The 23,072-nt window shown below is 42.0% G+C and carries 16 protein-coding genes; 2 read left to right on the forward strand and 14 right to left on the reverse strand.

The genetic code is table 11. From position 1 onward, the window contains the following. Positions 1 to 3: 3 nt before the first annotated feature. The 14 genes from WC955_01685 to WC955_01750 form a co-directional block, all read right to left on the reverse strand. Positions 4 to 1,449, reverse strand: a complete 1,446-nt coding sequence (locus tag WC955_01685; GenBank protein MFA5857757.1) for an RtcB family protein — start codon at positions 1,447 to 1,449, stop codon at positions 4 to 6. A gap of 6 nt (positions 1,450 to 1,455) precedes the next feature. Next, positions 1,456 to 2,733: an ATP-binding protein gene (locus WC955_01690; GenBank protein ID MFA5857758.1), complete on the reverse strand. Its 1,278-nt coding sequence runs from the start codon at positions 2,731 to 2,733 to the stop codon at positions 1,456 to 1,458. 101 nt (positions 2,734 to 2,834) lie between these two features. Beyond that, positions 2,835 to 3,320 carry an archease gene (locus WC955_01695; GenBank protein ID MFA5857759.1) on the reverse strand — a complete coding sequence of 162 codons (486 nt, stop codon included), beginning with the start codon at positions 3,318 to 3,320 and terminating at the stop codon, positions 2,835 to 2,837. After that, positions 3,310 to 5,883, reverse strand: coding sequence for a DNA gyrase subunit A (gyrA, locus tag WC955_01700; GenBank protein MFA5857760.1), 2,574 nt, complete (start codon positions 5,881 to 5,883; stop codon positions 3,310 to 3,312). Before gyrA ends, WC955_01695 begins: the two co-directional genes overlap by 11 nt. Positions 5,884 to 5,931: 48 nt before the next feature. After that, on the reverse strand, positions 5,932 to 6,840 hold the full coding sequence (locus tag WC955_01705; protein ID MFA5857761.1) for a PD-(D/E)XK nuclease family protein: 909 nt from the start codon (positions 6,838 to 6,840) through the stop codon (positions 5,932 to 5,934). Continuing rightward, complete coding sequence (locus tag WC955_01710) at positions 6,833 to 8,686, reverse strand: tetratricopeptide repeat protein (protein MFA5857762.1); 1,854 nt, start codon at positions 8,684 to 8,686, stop codon at positions 6,833 to 6,835. The genes WC955_01705 and WC955_01710 overlap by 8 nt, the downstream gene beginning before the upstream one ends. Beyond that, the gene (gyrB, locus tag WC955_01715; protein MFA5857763.1) at positions 8,686 to 11,187 is read right to left on the reverse strand and encodes a DNA topoisomerase (ATP-hydrolyzing) subunit B; all 2,502 of its coding nucleotides are present in this window, start codon (positions 11,185 to 11,187) and stop codon (positions 8,686 to 8,688) included. The genes WC955_01710 and gyrB overlap by 1 nt, the downstream gene beginning before the upstream one ends. Next, on the reverse strand, positions 11,171 to 11,503 hold the full coding sequence (locus WC955_01720) for a DciA family protein (protein ID MFA5857764.1): 333 nt from the start codon (positions 11,501 to 11,503) through the stop codon (positions 11,171 to 11,173). Before WC955_01720 ends, gyrB begins: the two co-directional genes overlap by 17 nt. Positions 11,504 to 11,508: 5 nt before the next feature. Beyond that, complete coding sequence (dnaN, locus tag WC955_01725) at positions 11,509 to 12,621, reverse strand: DNA polymerase III subunit beta (GenBank protein MFA5857765.1); 1,113 nt, start codon at positions 12,619 to 12,621, stop codon at positions 11,509 to 11,511. A gap of 247 nt (positions 12,622 to 12,868) precedes the next feature. Beyond that, complete coding sequence (gene dnaA / locus WC955_01730) at positions 12,869 to 14,242, reverse strand: chromosomal replication initiator protein DnaA (protein ID MFA5857766.1); 1,374 nt, start codon at positions 14,240 to 14,242, stop codon at positions 12,869 to 12,871. 277 nt (positions 14,243 to 14,519) lie between these two features. Beyond that, positions 14,520 to 16,340 (reverse strand): tetratricopeptide repeat protein, encoded by a 1,821-nt coding sequence (locus WC955_01735; GenBank protein MFA5857767.1) that lies wholly within the window; start codon positions 16,338 to 16,340, stop codon positions 14,520 to 14,522. Between the two features lie 4 nt (positions 16,341 to 16,344). Continuing rightward, the gene (locus WC955_01740) at positions 16,345 to 17,043 is read right to left on the reverse strand and encodes a nitroreductase family protein (protein MFA5857768.1); all 699 of its coding nucleotides are present in this window, start codon (positions 17,041 to 17,043) and stop codon (positions 16,345 to 16,347) included. Then, positions 17,001 to 18,233, reverse strand: coding sequence for a homocitrate synthase (locus WC955_01745; protein MFA5857769.1), 1,233 nt, complete (start codon positions 18,231 to 18,233; stop codon positions 17,001 to 17,003). The genes WC955_01740 and WC955_01745 overlap by 43 nt, the downstream gene beginning before the upstream one ends. A 32-nt stretch (positions 18,234 to 18,265) precedes the next feature. Beyond that, positions 18,266 to 19,465, reverse strand: a complete 1,200-nt coding sequence (locus WC955_01750; protein ID MFA5857770.1) for a pyridoxal phosphate-dependent aminotransferase — start codon at positions 19,463 to 19,465, stop codon at positions 18,266 to 18,268. Between the two features lie 216 nt (positions 19,466 to 19,681). Between WC955_01750 and WC955_01755 the strand changes: the two genes are divergently transcribed. Together WC955_01755 and WC955_01760 are read left to right on the forward strand one after the other, a co-directional pair. Then, positions 19,682 to 21,793: a VWA domain-containing protein gene (locus tag WC955_01755; GenBank protein MFA5857771.1), complete on the forward strand. Its 2,112-nt coding sequence runs from the start codon at positions 19,682 to 19,684 to the stop codon at positions 21,791 to 21,793. Positions 21,794 to 21,824: 31 nt separating this feature from the next. Next, on the forward strand, positions 21,825 to 23,063 hold the full coding sequence (locus WC955_01760) for a DUF1343 domain-containing protein (protein MFA5857772.1): 1,239 nt from the start codon (positions 21,825 to 21,827) through the stop codon (positions 23,061 to 23,063). Positions 23,064 to 23,072: the final 9 nt, after the last annotated feature.

A 23,072-nucleotide genomic window follows, 5' to 3' on the forward strand; every position in this document is an offset into this window, starting at 1 on the left:
CCTTTATCCTTTAATAACCCCAACGGGTACCATTCGCGCTACACGCCGGGCAATACCGGACTCATGGCACACATCAACTACAGCGTTAACGTCTTTATACGCCTGCGGCATTTCTTCTGCAATAGTTTTCCGTGATTTAGATTTTATCATAATTCCTTGTGCATTGAGTTCATTAACAACATCTTCACCGCGTTTACGTTTTAACGCTTCCGTACGTGACATCACGCGGCCCGCACCGTGGCATGTGGAACCCCAGGTTTCAGACATTGCTTTCTCCGTCCCTACGAGAACGTACGACGCGGTGCCCATACTGCCCGGAACGAGTACCGGCTGGCCATATACACGGTAATCAGTTGGAATTTCACTTCTCCCGGCAGCAAAGGAACGGGTTGCTCCTTTTCTGTGGATAACAACTTTCTTAAGTTTTCCGTTAACCGTATGCTCTTCAATTTTACCGATATTATGCGCAACGTCGTATACAACGTCTAGCCCGAGCTTACCCGCACCGATACGGAACGTATGTTCAAAACTTTCACGTATCCAATGAGTGATAACCTGGCGATTTGCCCACGCGTAATTCGCCGCGGCGCTCATCGCTGCGAAATACGCTTTCCCTTCGGGCGAGGTTACCGGTGCGCAAGCAAGCTGGCGGTCGGGAATACTTATACCATACTTCCTTACCGCATCGCCCATGGTTTTGAGGTAGTCATCGCATACCTGGTACCCAAGCCCGCGGGAACCTGTATGGATCATCATCACAGCCTGGCCAAGCCATAGGCCGTATGCGTTCGCTATTTTTTCGTCGTACACTTCAACCACTTCCTGGAGTTCAATAAAATGATTACCCGCACCAAGAGTGCCAAGCTGTTCTTTCCCGCGGGTAATTGCGCGGGGGCTTACTTTTTCTGAGTTTGCGTACTCAATACTTCCGTTTTCTTCAGTATGCTCAAGGTCAGATTTTGAACCGTATCCTTGAGATACTGCCCAGCCAGCGCCGGTATTCAATACCTGTGCAACATCGTCGTTGCTAAGATTAATTTTTCCAGTTGAACCAACACCGGAGGGGATATTGGTGAAGAGTATATTCAACAATTCTTCAAGTTTTGGTTTAACCTCTTCCATCTTAAGGTTTGTGCGGATCAGACGGACACCGCAGTTGATATCGTACCCGATCCCGCCAGGGGAAATAACGCCGGTATTATAGTCCATCGCAGCTACCCCGCCTATAGGAAACCCGTAACCCCAGTGGATGTCAGGCATTGCTAATGACCGGCCGATTATACCGGGAAGATATGCGACATTCGCTACCTGCTGTAACGCACCGTCTTTACATATTGCGGATAACATTTTTTCGGAAGTATAAATCAACCCGGGAACATTCATCCCGCCGGTTTTCGGGATCTCGTACCGGTAAGCATCGAGTTTTTTTATACCAATCGGGACTGCCATTTTGTTCTAATACCTCAACCACTGATTGTTGACCAGCCATTTCCAAATAGGCGTGACCTGCACCTTTTTTCCGTTAGTATTGATAACCTCGTCCTCGTCTTCCGTTAAAATGTATCCCGTAGGAAGGCTGTAATAGTTCAGCGCCTCCAATAGCCCGGTTAGTTCGCGGTCCCGGGTTTCTTTGTTTTCTAAAGAAGTGCATACCTGAAGCGCTGCGTGTATTTTGTTTCCTTGTTTAATTATGAAATCGCATTCTTTAGCGTTTTTATGGAAAAACACGTCCTGCCCGGTTCTTTTGAGTTCAATAAACACGATGTTTTCTAATAACCGTCCTTTGTCTGAGGAAAACCTGAATCCTAGATGTTCCGCGGCGGCAGTATCTATGAAATACACTTTTTTGTTGCTATACACCTGTTTCTTTGCTGAAACGTCGTATTTCTGTAGCAGAAATGTTAGGTACGAATTCTCGAAATATGAAAAATACTCTTTTACCGTCGTAGAACTTCCCAGTCCTAACATTGTTTTTAATGAATTAAAACTTATTTCTTTGCCAATATTGCTCGCAACATAATACACAAGTTCTTTAATCTGTTTTTCATTTGATAGGTTGTATCTGGCCAATATATCCTTGTACAGTATGCCTTCGTATAGCATTTTGAGATAGTCGGCTTGTTTTGTTTTTACGTATTCCGGGAACCCGCCGTCTTTGATATACTTCATAAAAAACCTTTTCAACACAGATTTGCGGGGTGTTGTATTGATACCGGAAATACCGGTATCTATGTTGTGGCAGGTAAGGTATTCTCTAAACGAAAACGGGTAAAGTTCTAACTGGCTGTACCGTCCGGTTAGATGTGTGCCAAGTTCTCTGCTTAACATCGAAGCGTTTGAGCCGGTTATGTAAACTTTTTTGTTAGAATCATGCAGCCTCCTGACAAACCGTTCCCAGCCTTCTATATTTTGTATTTCATCAAAAAAGAAGGTGTCTTGTTCACCGTAAAGTTCGATGAACACTTCATACAGTTTTTGGAAGTCGGGAACTTTAAATTCTATCAGCCGGTCGTCGTCAAAGTTTAAGTAATAGTCCGAATGTTTTTCTTTCCTCCGGACCTCCGCTAAAAATGTTGACTTCCCGCATCTTCTTATACCGGTAATGATAACAATATTTTTGTGTTTTTTTAACGGCCCTATATCTGAATATTTTTCCCGCGTAACAGTTTCTGCGGCGCTGAGACGGTTTTGTTGTTGGTCTTCGATAACCTGTATCAACTGGTCTTTGTTCATATCCATTGTCCTTTGCTGTTTCTATTGTCAATAGAAATATAGCATATAAAGTTTCTGTTGTCAATGAGAATACAAGTAAATGTGAGGTGATGCTCTACGGTTCACACGTCAAAAATTATACGCGCGGTATAGTTATCGCCAATTTTCCTGATCTTAAGATCGTGATACGTTGCAGCCTTGATATCCATCGCCACAACGTCTTTTTTTGGGATAAACTGGCGGTAATATATCTTTGCGGTAACCTGCCAATCCCCGCCTTTTTCTGTTGCTTCATGGATTATGCATTCAAAATTAAGGGGAACTATTTTTTCTGTTGCGTACCGGAATAACAGTTCGTTCAGCCAGGATATCAGTAAGTCTTCACCCGTTTGCGCGGTGAGGTTAAACTTAGCGGTTTTACATTCCATCCTCGGGTTGGTAAGCGACATAACCTCTTTCCCAAAGATTATGTAGAACATACCCTCTGCGGCATTACGAAAAAAATCGTCTAATGCTACCCCGCGGATTTCCAGTCCGATATCCGCTGTATGCTCAAACACTACATACTTCGCTTCACGCGGGGTTATATTATTACCGTCACTTCTCATCTTTTACAGGATTACCTTCAGGGCTTGCCGGGGTTGGCGGTGTGCCATTGCCTTCACCGTTGCCGTTAGTTGCCTCTTCTTCCTTAACGATACTGGCAACTGCCGCAATTTTATCGCCTTCATCAAGGCGTATCAACCGCACGCCTTGTGTCGCACGGCCAATTATTGAAATGTTTCTTATTGGCACACGGATTGCCATACCTTGTGTTGTCATTATCATAAGGTCCTGTTCCGTATTAACTTTACGGATACCAACAACACAACCGTTTTTGTCGGTACTCTTGAGGTTGGTAACGCCTTTTGCTCCGCGGTTGGTTAACCGGTACTCGCTGACTTCGGTACGCTTGCCATACCCTTTATCAGTAACAGTAAGTATCACATCGTCGGAGGTAACTATATCCGCGCCAACAACTATATCACTGGCTTCCAACCGTATCCCGCGTACGCCTTTTGCTCCACGGCCCATATTACGCACCTGTTCGTCTTTATATAACGCTGCTTTACCGTTACGCGTGGCAATAAACACTTTTTGCTTCCCGTCAGTAAGTTTTACGTCGATAAGCTCATCGCCGGTATCCAGCCCGATTGCTATAATCCCGCTTGGCCGCGGGTTGCTGTACATCACAAGTTCGGTTTTCTTGACAGTACCCTGTTTTGTGATCATCAATAAGTACTTTCTGGCTTCATTCTCAAAACTTTCTACTGGAATATAGGCGGTAACCTTTTCTTCCGATGTTATACGGATAAGGTTCACCAGCGCCTTGCCTTTTGCCTGACGGCTGGCTTCCGGGATTTCGTATACTTTCAGCCAGTACACCCGTCCTTTGTTTGTAAAGAATAATACATACGCGTGGGTGGAGGTAACAAACATATCCTCCACAAAATCTTCTTCTTTTGGTATAACACCGGTGATACCCTTACCCCCGCGGCGTTGTGACCGATAAATATTTACTGGGATACGTTTGATATATCCTGCATGCGAGATACTGACCACCACGTCTTCTTTAAGTATTAGATCTTCATCCGTAAGTTCAGTGGTTCTCGCAACAATCGCGGTCTTACGTTTATCGCCGTACTTATCCCTGATCTCCGCAAGTTCGGTTTTAATTATCTCCAAAACCCTTTTTTGGTTTGAAAGTATAAGTTTTAATCTCTCAATTGTTTTTATTAACTCAAGATATTCGTCTTCAAGTTTTTTGCGTTCTAACCCGGTAAGCTGCTGTAACCGCATATCGAGTATTGCCTGTGACTGTACTTTTGAAAGTTTAAATTTCAGCATCAGCTCTTCCCGCGCGGTATCCGTATCCTTTGCTTCACGGATCGTACGTATAATTTTATCGAGGTTATCCAGCGCTATCCGTAAACCTTCAAGGATATGCGCGCGTTTATCTGCTTTATCCAACTCAAACTTTGTCCGCCGGACAATAATGACCTTACGGTACTCTATATACTGTTCCAGTACTTCTTTAATATTCAATACCCTGGGTTTATTGTTCACCAGGGCAAGCATAATTACGCCAAAGGAGACTTCCATCTGCGTATGTTTATACAAATTATTCAATACTATCTGCGCATTACCGTCGCGTTTAATTTCTATTACCGCGCGTACACCGTCACGGTCAGATTCATCACGGAGGTCGGAGATATCTTCCAGTTTTTTGTCTCTCACAAGTTCTGCGATATGGCTTAACAATTGCGCTTTGTTTACCTGGTACGGCATCTCGTTGATGATAATTGCTTGTTTCCCGCTTTTAATATCTTCAATCTCAGCTTTTGCGCGGATGGTAATACTTCCACGGCCTGTTTCGAGGTAACTCTTTATTCCGGATTTACCATAAATAATTCCGCCTGTAGGAAAGTCCGGCCCTTTGATAACTTTTGCGAGTTCCGCGATTTCTATCGCCGGGTTTTCGATTAATAAATTTATTCCGTCAATAATTTCTACAAGATTATGCGGCGGTATGTTTGTTGCCATACCCACAGCAATTCCAGATGAACCGTTAACCAGCAGGTTAGGTAATCTTGCGGGTAAAACCGTAGGTTCTGTCATTGACCCGTCGTAGTTTGGTACAAAATCAACTGTGTTTTTGTCGATATCTATCAACAATTCATCAGCGATAGTATCCATCCTGACTTCGGTATACCGCATAGCCGCAGGCGGGTCACCGTCAAGCGAGCCAAAATTTCCCTGCCCGTCAATCAGTGTGTACCGCAATGAAAAGTCCTGGACCATACGTACCAGCGCGTCATACACAGAGCTGTCACCATGAGGATGATATTTACCAAGAACATCGCCGACCACGCGCGCGCTTTTTTTGTACGCTGACCGTTTATTGAGGCCCATTTCTTTCATCGCGTAGAGTATCCGCCGGTGGACCGGTTTTAACCCATCCCGTACATCGGGTAACGCACGGCCAACAATCACCGACATCGCATAGTCGATGTACGATGTTTTCATCTCTTCTTCAATATCTCTGGGGAAAACGTTTGGCGGTAACGCTTTCTCCGGCACCTGCCCGTTTTGATTATCTTTTTCTTCTCCGCCGATTTTTTCGTCTACCATTACAACAAATCCTTTCCTATAATAGCGTTAATAAATATTCTTATTACCCTACTTTTCCCCGCATAGTTCTTTATAATTACACCGTTTACATTTATACTTTTTATCTGTCTTTGGAAACATTTTTTCTGAGGCAACATTATTTTCTTTATCATCCAACAATTCCTGCATTGCCACGCAGTTTGTTACAATAGCTTTTCTCACATCATCAACCTGTTCACCGGTAATACGTTCTGTTCTCCATGTATTATCGCGGAGGTATACCAGAGTTAACGCAATCTTATCCGGATCAATACCTTTTGTGTTTTTAGCGTAAAACGCGTAACAGGCAAGCTGTGCGAGGTCTTCCTCGTGTTCACGCCCGGTTTTCCAGTCAACTATATGAAACTCATTATTGATCTCAAGCGCAAAATCAAACTTAACCCATACTTTGTAAGCATCAACTTTTGTGGATTCCAGAAGTTCTATTGATCTCCATTGCACGGGAGCTGTCAGTTTTATGCGTTCAAATATACGGTTACTGAATAACGCTGTGGTACACTGCATGACCGCTGTTTTACAGGTATCCAGAGTAACACTGTTTATCCCGCCGCCATAATAGTGTTCAAATAGATTGATGTACTGTTTACTGTTTTTCTTCCACTCGCCTTCTTCTGACTGTTTAATACCTTTTAGCAACCTGTTTTCAGCAACCATTGCACGTTCCGCAGGATCGCTTTCTTTGCCATCACGCATACGTTCAAGTATTTCCTGTACAACCTCATGCACGACTGATCCGGTAAACATCGGGAGGTTACTCATGTTTTTTAGCATATAACACTTGCGTTTTGTTTCATCCGCATCGTGGTTCCATCCATCCCATGATCCGTAGTAAGTATAGTAATACTTGCGTTTACATTCATCAAAACTGCGTTGCCGGCTGACTGACCAGCTGAACTCGTTAACCAGTACTTTACTCAAAACTTGTACACCCCAGTTCTTCAAGGTTTGTTTTTAATTTACCTGCAAGCGCGGTATCCCCGTATTTTCGGGCGGACACATACGCTTTCTTAAACACTTCTATTGCCTGTGTATCCTGCTTCATTTGTTGATAAATCCCGCCAAGTACCGCCTGGGCATACGGGTATTCCGGCTCTTGTTCCAGTGCGCGGGTAATCCAGTTTATTGCTTCTGCATACATTTTTTTCTCGGCGTACAAACTTCCCTGTAAAGCGTATGCTTTAGGAAAAAATAGTGTTACCTCCAGCGCTTGCTCTGTCATAGCAATCGCGTCATCGATTTTTCCCTGTTGATACAACCCCAATGCCTGGGCATAAGCTGCGTATGACCGTGTAAAATCTTCACGTTTACCTTTTAACACACGAAAAAGTTTAAATCTTTGTTCTTCGTCAATTGAGACTAACTCGTACCTCCGGAATTGTTTTACAAATATCTCATCAACATTTGTCATATATGTCCTTGTATCATTATCCTCGTCATACGATTCCGCAATGCGGGAGGGAGTGAATAAAAAGATATAGTCAATTCTGTTGTTACACACATAAATATAAAAATCATCGGCATACCTGAAATCCTCGTTAGGGAAAAGGATGGTCTCGCGGTTGGTATAAAAATAAAAAGTTAAATTCCCGAGGAACCGTTCAGCGGGTAAAGTATTCTTGTTTACCCACTCCACGGCTTCTACAGGATAATTCTTTTTCTTTCCTTCATTACGGATAGATGCTATCCCGGATTTAACGTTTCCGAACATATACAATACCAGTAAAAACCCTGCTGCCGCATATTTTACTGCTCTGGTATCCAGTTTGACTTTTCTTATAATCCATAAAACAACATCCTTGGTGTAAAGTAGTACCAACGGTAGAAGGGGTAATAAAAACCTTGCCGCAACGTTCCGCCATGCTAGAAGTATGAGTGTGTATGACACAAAATACAGCCCGGCAGCAAGCGCTGTACCGCTACTGTTCTTACTTGCCCTGGCTAAACCAATAATTATGAGTATCCATCCGAGTATTACAATTGCCCAGTGATCAAATTTTACCACAGCAAAAATACCACGGGTGAAGAACCCGCGGCCGTAGTACCACACTTTATCCAGTAAATTAGGGGAAAACCATATCCCCGCTGCTGTAATAAACGTTGTCAAAGTTTTACCGTCGTACCACATACGCCAAACAAAATATCCGAGTACCATTAATAACGTAACCCCCGCAAATTTAACCGCGTACTTATAGTCACGTGTAATAACTTTTTCTAAAATAACTGCGAGTATCAACGCTATACCTATGGTTCTCATATAAAAACACGCGCCTGCTAATAACGCTGTCACCCACCATGGCGACTTTTTCTGTAACATCAACAGTACTGTAATACTTAAGAACAAATATATGCTTTCCGTCATAACCACAGTGGCGTACTGTACTATAAGAGGATGTAATGCTAATAACAATGCCAGCCACCCTGCTGTAACCGTGCCGGTTCCCGCAGCTATGAAATATCTATAACATACCGCAATCCCAGCCAGCATAAACAATAACGGCAGTATTTTATATAAAACATACTTTTTCCCGAATATCAAAGTTACCGGCGCGAGAATTATTGGCAATCCCGGCGGCTGTCCTATGCGGTACTTAACATCCGCTGCAGGCTGGACATTATAATTTCCATCACGAATAAGCGAAGTGGCAGATAGTATGTAAATCGCATCGTCTTCATATTGTCCTACAACTGTCGCATTCGCACAGAGAAGATATACCGCTGCTGATATCGCTAATATTATGTTTAATGGCTGCGGAAAACGTTTCATTATATATCCAAGTTTTTTACTTCCAACGCATGCGCTTCAATAAACATCCTCCGTGGTTCCACCTGTTCACCCATTAATGTAGTAAACACATGATCCGCTGCAACAGCGTCTTCCAAACGTACCACCCATAGTTTGCGTTTGTCCGGGTCCATTGTGGTTTCCCATAACTGTTCCGGGTTCATCTCACCTAAGCCTTTATACCGTTGTATCACCACTCCTTTACCGCTGAATTCACGGATGGTGACAACCATTTGCCGGAGGTCTGTTACGTCTACTGTATCCCCGTTTAGTTCCAGCCGGAACCCAGCATCAGTTTTGTTTTTAACGCCTTCCGTTGACATCTCAAACCCGTATTTCTGCAGGTATTTCATAATAGCTTCAATCTTGGGTATCTCCCAAAGGTCTTTTATATCAGCCCCGCGGATGGTTTCTTCTGAAATACTAACATTCGCTGTTACGGTTTGTAACGCCTGCTGTTCTGGGGGTAATGACGCGAGGTATGAAAGTTTCCATTCTTTCCACTCTTTTTCTGTATAAATATAATCCACCTTGTTGTTGTATTCCACACGGTACAGCGGCAATGTTTCTTTCACGCTTTTCAGTTTCATATACTCTTCCCACGTAACATTCTTTTTTGACAATTTCTTTAAAAGGTTATCCATTTCCTGGAGTTTAATAAAAATACTGCGCATTTCTTTTGCATCATATTCCTGCACAGTTTTTTGTTTTGCTGTACGTGAAAGTTTTACGTTCTCCAGCACTTCGTCAAGAAGGTATTTATCAAGTTCCTGGTCGCTGTCAAGATACAACTCCTTCTTTCCTTTCTTAACTTTATACAACGGCGGCTGTGCGATGTATATATATCCTTTAGTAAGCAACTCGTGCATCTGGCGGTAGAAAAAGGTTAGTAATAATGTGCGGATATGCGCACCGTCAACATCCGCGTCAGTCATAATAACAATCTTGTGATACCGCGTTTTTTCTATGTTAAAATCTTCCTCCCCAATCCCGGTCCCGATCGCTGTTATCATCGTACGTATTTCATCATTGCCCAGCACTTTGGTTAACCGCGATTTTTCTACATTAATAATTTTTCCTTTTAACGGAAGAATTGCCTGGTACTCGCGGTTCCTTGCCTGTTTTGCGCTACCCCCTGCGGATTCGCCTTCAACTATGAAGAGTTCACACTTTTCGGGATCGCGGTCGCTGCAGTCAGCAAGTTTACCCGGTAACGACGCCATGTCCATCACGCCTTTTCTCCGGGTAAGCTCCCGTGCTTTACGTGCCGCTTCCCGTGCTTCCGCTGCGGTAAACGCTTTCTCAACAATTTTTGTCGCTACTGACGGGTTTTCTTCACAAAAAATTCCAAGTTTTTCGCCAACAATAGATTTTGTGATTCCTTCTACCACAGCATTACCAAGCTTTGTTTTAGTCTGCCCTTCAAACTGCGGGTCAGGGATTTTTAAACTGATTACGGCGGTAAGGCCTTCTCTTACGTCATCGCCCTGTAATGAAAATTCTTGTTTCCTTACCAATTCATTTTTCTTGATATAATCATTTATCACGCGGGTGAGAGCGGACCGGAATCCGATCATATGCGTCCCGCCTTCTATTGTATTGATGTTATTAACAAAACTGAATACCTGTTCAGCATACCCGTCGTTATACTGTATCGCCGCTTCAATTATAATATCGTCTTTCTCGGCTTTCAAATATATGGGTTCCGGGTGCAGAACGTTTTTGTTGGTATTTAAAAATTTGACAAACGTAACGATCCCGCCTTCATACGAAAACGTGTGCTGTTTATCCGTACGTTCATCCATAATTGTAATTGTCGCACCAGGATTAAGGTATGCGAGTTCACGCAGTCGGTTTGATAACGTATCAAAACTAAAATCTATGGTAGAAAAAATTGTGCCATCCGGCTTAAACGTAATCTTAGTCCCGCGATCATCTGTACTACCCATGACTTCCAGTTTGGTAACATTTTTCCCGCCGTTTTCAAACCGTTGGTGGTAACGTTTACCGTCACGCGATACTTCAACATCCAGCCATTCTGATAACGCATTGACAACGGATACGCCAACGCCGTGTAATCCGCCGGATACCTGGTATGCTTTACGGTCGAACTTACCTCCTGCGTGAAGGACAGTCATCACAACTTCCAATGCGGACTTATTCTTCAACCGCGGATCCTTGACGGTGGTCATAGCATCTACGGGAATACCCCGCCCGTCGTCAATAACCGTTAACGTATTGTCATCATGGATTATGACGTCTATATTCTTACAGTATCCCGCAAGAATTTCGTCAATCGAATTATCCACAACTTCGTATACCAAATGATGTAATCCCTGGATACCGGTTGAGCCAATATACATTGCCGGGCGTTTACGTACGGCATCCAATCCTTCGAGTACCTGAATTTTATCAGCGTTGTATCCATCCGTTTGCTGGTCAATACCGGCTAACGGATTCTTTTCATCACCTTTTTTTGACATTAACCTTCTTACCTCCGTGTACATCCGTAAAAACTATATCTGTTATTACTATTTTCTTTAAATGCTTATTTATCTCGCGGATAATTTCGTTTCTTCTTAACAACAGTTCTTGTTTAGCCAACGGCACTTCCGTCCGCGCAATAATAACTTTTTTCTCCCGTATTTCCTCAAACCTAACATACTTCCCCAGGTCTCCTAAGACGTCATCCCATGCGCGGAAAACTAGTTCGAGTTCGGGATCTATCCCGATCCTCTTTAAAACCTTTGACACTGCGTCTTTAACGTTGTGCCACTCCGCATTCTTCGCGTGCACCACTTGTATTATTGCAACCTCATCGGCATGACTACACAAACATAATTGTTATCATCTGCCGGGCGTAATACTCCGGGGGTTAACGCACCGCTGAGTTCAAACACCACCTCTTCTGCCGTAACTTCTTTAAGTACCGCAAGCACAAATGCGGGATTAAACGCAATCTCAATTATTTCGCCGTCATATTCTATATCAATTTCATCCTCAGCATCGCCGATATTCGGGGAGGTAACCATAAGTTTTAACAATTTTTTACCAAATGTAAATTTCATGGGGATTGATTGTTCTGTTACCAAAACAGACATTCTTCGGGTTACCTGTAATATATTTTTTGTGTTTACCTTAACTTTTGTTGATGGCTTCTTTGGGATTACCTGATCATAGTTCGGGAATTCGCCTTCGATTAATCTTGATATGAATAGTGTATCACCACAGATAAACGCTATTTGGTTTGAACCAATATTAATATCTACCTTATCACTCTTTGTGGTTTCCAATAGATGTAACACCCCTGTGATTGCTTTACTTGGCATAATGATACTGGCTGGGGCAATTTTTCCGCCAACATTTTCTTTGGAGATGTATGCCAACCTCCGCCCATCTGTTGCCACCATCTTAACTTCTTTTTCTGTTACTTCCAGTAAAATCCCGTTTAATACGTACCGGGTTTCATCCGTAGACATAGCAAAACTTGTCTTTGCGATCATTTCTTTGATAATCGTTGCTGGGAGAGACAAATTTTTTGTGTCCTTTACATCCGGTAGTATAGGAAACTCTTCTTTTGGTATACCGATAATTCTGAATACTGACTTCCCACAGGAGATGGTTACTCGGTTAGCTTCTGATGATGATAATGTAATGTCCATATCAGGAAGTTCCCGTACGATCTCTAATAATTTCTTCGCTGGTATTGATATTGCACCTTCCTGCGCTATTTTTGACTCCATGTGACAACGTATACCAATTTCAAGATCAGTTGCGCTTAATTTAACAAAATCCTTTTCCTTATTTGTCTCCATAAGGAAATTGCTTAATGCTGGAATTGTACTTTTGTTTGATACCGCAAGCTGTACGGTTTGCAATGCTTCTGTTAAGACTGTTTTTGAACAAGTAAACTTCATTACTAATACTTCCTCCTTATTTATATACTCTTCTTCATATTCATAGGGACTGTTAATTATTGTATACTGTTGATAACAAAAACCCCTTATGATTTATATTGATAATCAACAAAAAAACAACCACCCAACAATTCTGTAATTGTTGACAACCATTAACACATACTAAAAGAACTAACAAATTTCTTATACTAAACACGAAACCAGTAAACGTTACATATCCACTAACACTTAATCAACAGGTTAATCACTACTTATCAGTATTCAAATCCTTACCTTCACGGATCTCGGTTGTTATCTTATTAACCAAAGCTAAAAAGTAACAGTCATTATTGATTTTTGCCTTAATTTTATTACAAGCATGCATTATAGTTGTGTGATCCTTCCCACCAAAGGCTTCACCAATTTCAGTAAGCGAACATTCTGTAAGCGTCCGCGAGAGATACATTGCTACTTGGCGGGGGAACGCAACGGAATCAGTCCGGCGTTTAGATTTCATTTCACTCACATTAAGATTAAACTCTTTTGCTACGATTCTTTGTATACGCTCAATCGTTACCTCTGCAGGAGCTTTTTGTGAGGGAAGGATATCGTTTAGTATTTCTTTAGCGCTTTCCACCGTAATCTCCGTACCCAGTAAAGATGAGAACGCAACAACCCGGATAAGCGCGCCTTCAAGTTCACGGATATTAGTTTTAATCTGTCCTGCAAGAAAAAGTATTACTTCATCATGGACGACCAGTTTCTCGAGTTCAGCTTTTTTCCGCAGGATTGCTATCCGTGTTTCAAGGTCAGGCGGTTTTATATCTGCCACAACACCCCATTCAAACCGTGAGATTAAACGTTCCTCCAGTGTCGGTAATTCTTTTGGTGGACGGTCACTGGTGATAACAATCTGTTTATGCGATTCAAAAAGGCTATTAAACGTATAAAAAAACTCTTCCTGAGACTGTTCTTTACCCGTAAGAAACTGTATATCATCAATCAACAGGCAGTCAAGGCTGCGGTATTTAGAACGAAACTTTTCAAACGTTTTCTGGCGGACAGATTCTATAAAATCATTGATAAACCGTTCACTGGATACATACAACACTTTCAGTACCGGTGTGTTTTGTTTAATATAATGGCCAATAGCGTTTAATAAATGTGTTTTACCTAACCCCACACCTCCGTATATAAATAACGGGTTATACGCTCTTCCCGGCTCTTTTGCCACTGCTTCTGAGGTAGCTTCGGCAAAACGGTTTGACGGACCGACAACAAAAGTGTCTAACGTATATTTCGGGTTGAATACATTTACAGTAAAAACATTTTCTTCTCTAGGCTGTTCAATAGGCTCCTGCTGGATTGAATCCATTTTTCCGTCTACAACCTGAGAGAACTCGTATGCCACACGTACACGTTCTTCAAGTTTTGCAGTAAAAAAGGTTTCAATATCTACGCGGAAACGTTTCTCAATCTGATCCGCAAAAAACTTATTAGGTAATACAATTGTTAAAATACCATCTTTTAAAGAGGAAAGTTTTAACGGGCTGAACCACAGTTCATATACTTCCTGTGGCTGTTCCTGCTTCATTTTCTGTAGGAAGTCCGCCCACGCTTTCTCAAGGCCTATTTCAGTCATGTTTTAACCCCCAAAAGACAGAGTGAACCTAAGGTTACCCACAGAGTTGTCCACATGTGTGGATAACTCCGATAAAACAGTTAAATCCAGCGTATTTACGATGTTCCATAAATTGCTATATTTTATTGAATACACAACTTTTTATACCTTTTTTTAGAAAAACCATAGTATAGCAATATCATAAAAAACAAGTCCAATCTTTACTGGTTTTAATAAAAAAATTATATGTTTTTTACAGGGGAAAGTCAAACAAAATAATACACAAAAATTTAGATGGTTACTCCACCATTTTTTTGTAGTAAATAATAGCTTTTTCATTATTTGGATCAATCTCTAAAACCTTTTTAAACTGATCCGCCGCTTCTTTAAGCATGCCTTTATAATAGAACGCAACCCCGAGGTTTAACCGCGCATCAACCTGATGGGGAGAAAGTTTCAGTGATTCCTGATAACACTTAATGGCCATATCCTTATTATTTAGCGCCAGAAAATACACGTTGCCCATATTATTGAATACACCATGCGAAGGCTGGATTTTCAACGATTTTTCATATGCATCAATTGCCTGGGTAAACATTTTTTGTTTTGCGTAAACCCATCCAATTTTTTCATGTACCCTCGGGTCTGCCGGATGCTCAACAGCAAGTTGCTGTAATTCAGCGAGTTGTGTCTCAGGATTATTAAGTTTTTGCTCAAAAAAGTCCGGTGTCTGTGCGAGTTTACGCTGCGCAAAATACGGTTTTAATACCATTCCTGCACTGTAATACGCGGTAAACAAAATTATTGCCGATGCAATACCCCGCTGCCAGGCCATAGGCATCTTCACTAGTACGGTTTCTTTGTTAGCACAACCTATCCCCGCGGTGATACCCATGACCAGGTAAAGGTAAACCGATGATATTATAAACCGCATATCAACAGAAAAAATGTTTTGTACAAACACAGCAGTAACGCTGCCTGCAATTGCGGAAAGCCAGACGCGCTGTTCCCCGGTATGCCCAACCTTTTGAGTGAATATTTTGTGCAGAAATAGGTAATAGGAACATATAATCGCAAAAAACAGAATAAACCCGATAACCCCGGTTTCCGCTAGGATTTGAAGGTACTCATTATGCGCGTCATTAACAATAAACCTTTCCTGCGGGAATATTTTTTTTAGTTCCGCGGATGCATGTTTTGGGAAGTACAGATGAAAAGTTCCAAGCCCGATTCCGGCAATCGGATGTTTTGTCCACATAACAACAGTATCACGCCAGATAAGAGGATGCTCCTGGAACCGCAACCATACCGTACGGGTGGAGAACGCAAAAACACCAAGCAAAACCGTTGCAATAACAAGAAACATTATACGTGCACGTAAAGTACGGATTAATACAAAAGCGAACACCACTAATGCCGCTCCTGCCGCGATCCATGCCGCGCGGGTATATGTAAAATATAATGCAATAAGCAAAACAACAACGCAGAAAATGAAAAGTATACGCGTAAACAATTTTTTTGCAGTAAACGCAGCTGCTATACTCAATGGCAATGTTGTAACCAGGAAAACCGCAAAAAATATTGGATTACCAAAGGTGGACATTATACGATCCATCTGAGGGACATCAAATTTTACTTTCGGCATTATCATGAACCCGCCGTAATGCTGTGCAATGCCGTATACTGCCAGTATTACTGCTGAGATTGTCCAGGCTGTAACTAATAGTTTAACTTTTTTGTAACTATCCACCACCCGTGCTGCGGTAAAAAATATTATTGCGGATAAGATGTTACGCGTAAGCTCTGTCATAGCAGTAGGCTTGTCTTGCGAGACCGCGTAGTGTATGCCGATATACGAAAGGTATAGGAAAATAGGAAGATTTACCGGTACGGAAGTAAGAACCACCTTTTTTTTGTAAACCATATCCGCTGCGGTAAAAATAGCTGTAAAAAAAAGTAGGGTTTGCAGTGACAACAATTTCAAACGTACAAGTTTTTCATCAGGGAAAAACGGGACAAGTAAGACAAAAAGAATAAGACAAAAATAAGCTATATAATTTATGCGATTATCATTTTCGGGCGATGTCTTAGTCGAAGGTATAGGTTTGTACTTACCCATGATATTACTTAACTTTTTTTCTGTACTTGTTTATATACCGAATTTCGTTCAACCCTTTTTTTGGTACTTTCAAAACCTGTTTATCATCGCGTACCGGGGTAACACTTTCATCAACCTGTCTGTCAACAGCAACGGCGGTTTCATCGGGATATCCCAGTGCAATCACTGCAGTTAGTTCAATCCCGGGCGGGATATCGAGTAAAGGCTTAACATTCTTTGCAGTCACCGACCCAATCCAGCAACTCCCAACTCCTTCAGCCCAGGCAGCAAGTAAAATATTCTGGGTTGCCGCTGCGCAATCTTCAAGATAACACCCGCTGAGTTTTGGATTACCTAAAACAACAATGTACGCAACTGGCTCTTTCCCAGTAACCGGCTTACCCGCAGATTTTAACCACGCGGTGTTTGCAAATACGACCGAACATAAGGTTTTGTCACTAACCAAAACAAATTCCCAGGGTTGGCGGTTACCTCCGGAGGGCGCGTACCGCGCAGCATCAACGATTTTATCAAGTAAATCAGGGTTTATAGGCACTTGCTTGAATTGTCGGACAGAACGCCTGGTTTTTATGGTATCAAAAAAATCTTTTGAGTAAACATTAAGGTTATTCACAAAAAAAAACAGTGATAATAAAACAGTTGTAACAAAATATTTTGTTGTCACGGAATGACAGTCATTAACTTCTTTGCTTGTTCCGGCCATTTTGCGATAAACCGTAATTCATCGTCAGTAAGCGGTTTTTGCGTATGTACGTTTGCTACACGTGTGAGGTCAAGAATTTTGTGTGCGGTATTTTCATCCGGGAATTCAATCTCGAGCTTACCCGCTACATTACGGAACCCTTTTATCCCAGAATATTCACCGACAACTATATGCCGCCCGGTTTCTATAATTTCAGGTTCGCCGCGGCCAAGTTCTTCAAAATGATAAAGTTCATAGTTCCGCCAGTCTTTCAACGCGCCATCCGCGTGAATACCGGACTCATGAGCGAATGCATTAGAGCCCACCCCAGGTTGGTTTATAGGTATTGGTACATTAAACGCATATGACGCATACTTAGAGATACGCCATGCCATGTTTAACGTTAACCGTTCATCCAGAGGGTACTTATCCGCAAACCCGGCAGATTTTGTTAATGCAAGTATTGTGGAAACAAGGTCAGCATTCCCCGCGCGCTCTCCAATACCGTTGACCGTGGTATTAATGTATGCATCACACCCATTATCAATTGCAGCTTTAGCCCCTGAAATTGATACTGCAACCGCCATACCAAGATCGTTATGGCAATGCATTTCTATGGGCATACCGGTGGCAAGAACAAGTTCTCTTATCCGGTCATATATACTAAACGGGCTGTCATATCCTAAAGTATCGCAATACCTTATCCGTTCCGCCCCGGCTTCTTTTGCTGCTTTTGCAAAACGTATGAGGTAATCCATTTTACTGCGTGAGGCGTCTTCCGCATTGACTCCCACAGCTTCCGCCCCGTATTTTTTTGCAAGCTGCACAGCTTCTACCATATTGTTGATCACAGCATCATGGTCGAGCTTACCCATGAACTTATGTAAAATCATCTGTTCAGAGGTGGAAATCGAGAGATTAACATATTTTAATTTCGGGCATTTTTCAAATGATTCCTTTACATCCCCAGGTGTAGCGCGTAGCCAGCCGCTCAACCTAATCGGTGAAAGGACACCCATCTCGTGAAGGTCAAGGTTGGCGTTAAGATAATTAGTTTCATGTGATGTCATGGGAAAACCGAATTCTGTCTGGAATACCCCCATTTGGTTGAGATAATAATTAATCATTGTTTTCTGCAGTTTTGCCAGCCCAAGCCGCGCGGTTTGTACGCCATCACGGTTTGTTACGTCAATAATATAAATCTTCGGCATATATTTCCATTGTTCTCCTTAATAAACAGACATTATACTAATTTATTTACAAATTCAGCAAACCGTTTTATTCCTTCCACAATGTTTTTCATGGAGGTTGCGTAAGAAAACCGCAGATAATTATTCGCGCCAAAAGCTATACCGGGTACAACCGCTAATTTTGCGTGTTGCAGCAACAGTTCGGATAATACTAAGGACGACTGTATGCCGGATCCGTTATATTTTTTAGTTAATACTCCGGCAATGTTGGGGAACGCATAGAACGCTCCTTGAGGGAGAAAACATTTAACCCCTGGTATTTTGTTTAGTTCAGCAACAATATAATCCCGCCTGGTTTTAAATTCAGAAACCATCGCATTGACTACTGCGAGATCGCTATTAAGCGCAGCAACAGCGGCCTTCTGAGCGAAAGATACAGGGTTTGAGGTTACATGATCCTGAAAATTACCGATAGTTTTTATCAATACCGTATCTGTACTTGCGAGATATCCTATCCTCCACCCGGTCATTGAATATGTTTTTGATACTCCGTTGATAATAATAGTACGGTTTTGTATTTCTGGTGATAAAGAAGCGATACTTACGGGTTTGAAATCACCATAAAATATTTTTTCATAAATTTCATCGGATATCACCATAGCGTTGGGATGTGATAATACTATATCAGCGATAACCTTTAGTTCGTCCATGGTATACATCGCGCCGGTAGGGTTTGACGGGCTCGTGAGTATCAACCCAACAGTCTTTGGGGATAAATATTTCTTTAATAAATCAGGGGTTAGTTTAAACCCTGTTGTTTCATCAGTGTTTGCAATTACAGGCTTTCCTCCGGCAAGAAGGATTTGTTCATAGTACGACACCCAGTACGGGCCCGGAAGTATGACTTCATCCCCGGGATTTGTTATTGCCATGATTGTATTGTATAACGAATGCTTTGCACCGCAGGAAATAATAATATTCTCTGGCTTATATTCCAACCCGTTCTCTCGATGAAACTTATCGCATACCGCCTGCTTGAGTTCGATTATTCCGGTAGTTGCTGTGTATTTTGTGAACCCTTTATCAAGCTCAGTTTTTGCTACTGCCTTGATATTATCCGGTGTATCAAAATCAGGTTCACCTGCGCCGAAATTAATTACATCCACGCCTTTAGCCTGTAGAGCCTTAGCTTTTGCTGATAATCCCAAGGTTAACGACGGCTGGATCGCCGCGAGCTTCTCTGATAGTTTCATAGTGAAAAACAATCTCCTGTTATTAATTAAAGATTCAATATAAAAAATATGCACTAAAAAATACTAAATCCGTGTATGTATGTCAACAATAAGGTAATAAAATAATTACAAGAAAAACCGCGGGTAACTTCATTAAGGTTTAGTAGTATAATATTGAACATATAAAATTAGTGAATTGCCAATATGAATATTTTTGTGAATGGAGGCGGTGTTGCAATGAAAAAGGGACCATCAGTACTAGCTGCGTTGCTTCTGATAGTATTACCATTAACCCTATCAGCAGCGGAATTAGTTACAGTGGCAGTAACGAAGTTCGACAATTTTACAGGTAAGAATGAGTACGATACGTTAAGCATTACAGTACCGAGTTATATCGTTACCTCTCTCGTAGGGACAAAAGGTATCAATGTAATAGAGCGCGACCGTTTCGAGAAAGTGTTATACGAACAAAAACTTGAACTCACAGGTCTTATTGATCCCGCGGCAGTATCACGGATCGGGCAGTTACTGAGCGCCGATTTTTTGGTTACCGGCGGAATAAGTATATCCGGTAATAATCTGAGGCTGGATATACACATCATAAACGTAAAGACAGGCGAAATCGTGGTTGCACATAAAGCGTATGCTACAGGTAAAGATCAGGTTGAGACAGTATCAGGGTTTTTAGCGAAAAAAGTTGCAAGCGCAATTGTTCCTTCAGAAGAAACAGTTGTAACACAACAACCGCAGGTAGTTAACGCGGATAAAGTGTTAAATATTGCAGTTGATCTTTCCAACCCATACGTTATTAATGTAAATGAGAATACTGTATATGCCAGGGTTGGGTTATATACAGGTACGAAAAAACCCGCAGTGAAACGCGTACCGCTAAACATTGCATTGGTAATCGACCGCAGCGGGTCAATGGAGGCAGAAAAAAAACTGGAATATGTAAAAAAGGCTGCGCTTACCGCAATTAATAACCTTGCAAGCGACGACATAGTATCTATTATAGCTTATGATACCAACGTTAATGTTCTATACCCCGCGAGCAAGATCGGGGATAAAAACAAGGTCATAAAACTTATCAAATCGTTATCATCAGGCGATAGCACCAACCTTTCCGGAGGGCTCGAGGAAGGCTTGCGGCAGGTATTGAGTAAAAACAGTAAGGACCGCCTTAACCGCGTAATACTTTTATCCGATGGGATTGCAAATGTAGGGAAAACAACGATTAATGAACTGAAAGATATCGCAAAAAAGTGTGCCGGAGAACAAGTTTCACTTACCGCTATGGGCGTAGGAACGAGTTATGACGAAAAAGTTATGCTGGCGTTAGCAGAAGTTGGGAACGGCAATTATTATTTTATTGATAACCCAGAAAAGAGCGCAGAGATATTCGCACGTGAATTCAACGGGTTACTCAACGCTGTTGCGAAGAATATTAAGTTATGTATCAGCCCAGGAACCGGTTGCGAAGTAGACAAAATCGTGGGGTATGAAACCAGGAAAGACGGGAAGGATGTTTATATAACAATTTCTAACATGGTAGAACTTGAAACCCGCAGTATTGTTATACGATTTGGCCGGTTGCCAGAATTCAGGGATACGTTAGATCTTGCAAAAGTAAGCGTAGAATACGAAAACGTTGATACCCCTGGATATACGGTATCAGAAAGCAGCGGGGTGGTGTTATACAAAACAACTGCAAAAGAGGTATACAATAAACATGTCAATGCAGAGGTAGAAAAAGATGTGGAGCTAATATTATCTGGAGAAATTATGAAAGAAGTATCATCACTGATGGCGGAAAACCGTAACGAAGAAGCACAGCGTATTCTTGGCAAACAAATCAGCCGCGTGATAAACCAGTCCGTAGCGTTGAGCGCGCCGGGGTTAAACGATCAGGCAGCGGTAATGATGCAGCAGTACGCGCAACTGAATACAGAAATTGATACTGAAAAATCTGCAGCACGCCAGAAATTATTTGATTACGCCGGTGCACCTGCTGCGGCAGAACTAAAAGCATCGTCTACAAAACAAAAAACCGCTGCCGTTAAAGCAGTACAGGAATACGGGTACGCGCAAACACAGCAACGCAGTACCGCCGCACCGGTATCTCCCGGCACGGCTAGTGCTGCCCAACAGCTGAGTGCCGGAGGAACAGTTACTGAAACAGATAAACAAAAAATCGGAGATTATATAAAAGCCGGGCAAGAATATTACCACCAGAAAAAGTTTGATGCCGCGCAGATGGAATGGAGCAGGGTATTGGTAATCGACCCGGATAACGAGCTTATAAAAAGTTATTTAAAACAACTGGCTGGTATGAAAGAAAAAAGTAATTAGGCTGTTGTATTTTTGAAAGGGGATTGTTTTAGTGACAATTATTAGAATGTTATCAGTACTTGTGTTATCAGGTACCGTAATTTTTCAAACATCGGGGTTTTTGTATTCTGCTGATGCAAAAATTAAGTTAGGCCTTGAGGTTTTGGTATCAAAAAAACTTGACCTCATTAAAGGTAAACGCATAGGATTAATTACCAACCCAACCGGGGTAAACTCAAAACTGCAGTCGGATATTGATGTACTCGCAAAAATACCGGAACTAAAAATTACCGCATTATTTGGCCCGGAACACGGTGTCCGTGGCGACGCACCAGCAGGTGCGAAGATCACGTTTTCTACGGATACAAAAACCGGCCTCCCGGTATACAGTTTATATGGAGCAACAAGAAGCCCGACCCCGCAGATGCTGAAGGATGTGGATGTATTGGTTTTTAATATACAGGACGTTGGGGCGAGGTATTATACGTATATCTATACAATGGCGCAATCTATGAAATCAGCGAAAGATAATGGCAAAAAGTTTATAGTCCTTGACCGCCCAAACCCGTTAGGAGGCCTTAATGTTGAAGGCCCTGTCCTGGAACCGGAATTCTCATCATTTATTGGTATGTACTCAATCCCGCTTGTCCACGGGATGACCATCGGAGAGCTCGCACTGTTATTCAACGAAAAGTTTGATATCAACTGTGACCTTGAAGTAATACCAATGGAAGGCTGGACCCGCGAAATGTTATGGGATGATACCGGGTTGGACTGGATAAACACTTCACCAAACATCCCAACATCACAGACTGTATTATTATATCCATGTATAGGTTTTATTGGCGAATTACAACAAGTATCCGAAGGCGTAGGTACTACTAGGCCGTTTGAATACGTTGGTGCGCCATGGGTTGATGCGGACACCCTGGCGGATACATTAAACGCATTCAGGTTACCCGGCGTATATTTCCGCCCAATGCATTACCAGCCTTTCTTCCATATTTTTACAAAACAGCAGGTACATGGCGTGCAAATACATATTACCAACCCAAGAACATTTAAGCCGGTATCCACAGGATTGCATATACTATCAGTACTGAATAATCTGTACGGCGATAAAATAATTTTACCGATGGATAATTCATCCGGGTTTTCAAAAGCTATGGGTAACGCCAGTACAGCTACCGGATTGGAAGGAAACAAGCCAGCAAAAGATATAATTTCATCATGGCAGGAAGGAATAGACGCTTTTATGCCTGTCCGCGCTAAGTATTTGTTGTATAAATAAACAGGAGAA

The organism is Elusimicrobiota bacterium, assembly GCA_041658405.1.
Taxonomy (GTDB): Bacteria; Elusimicrobiota; UBA5214; order JBBAAG01; family JBBAAG01; genus JBBAAG01.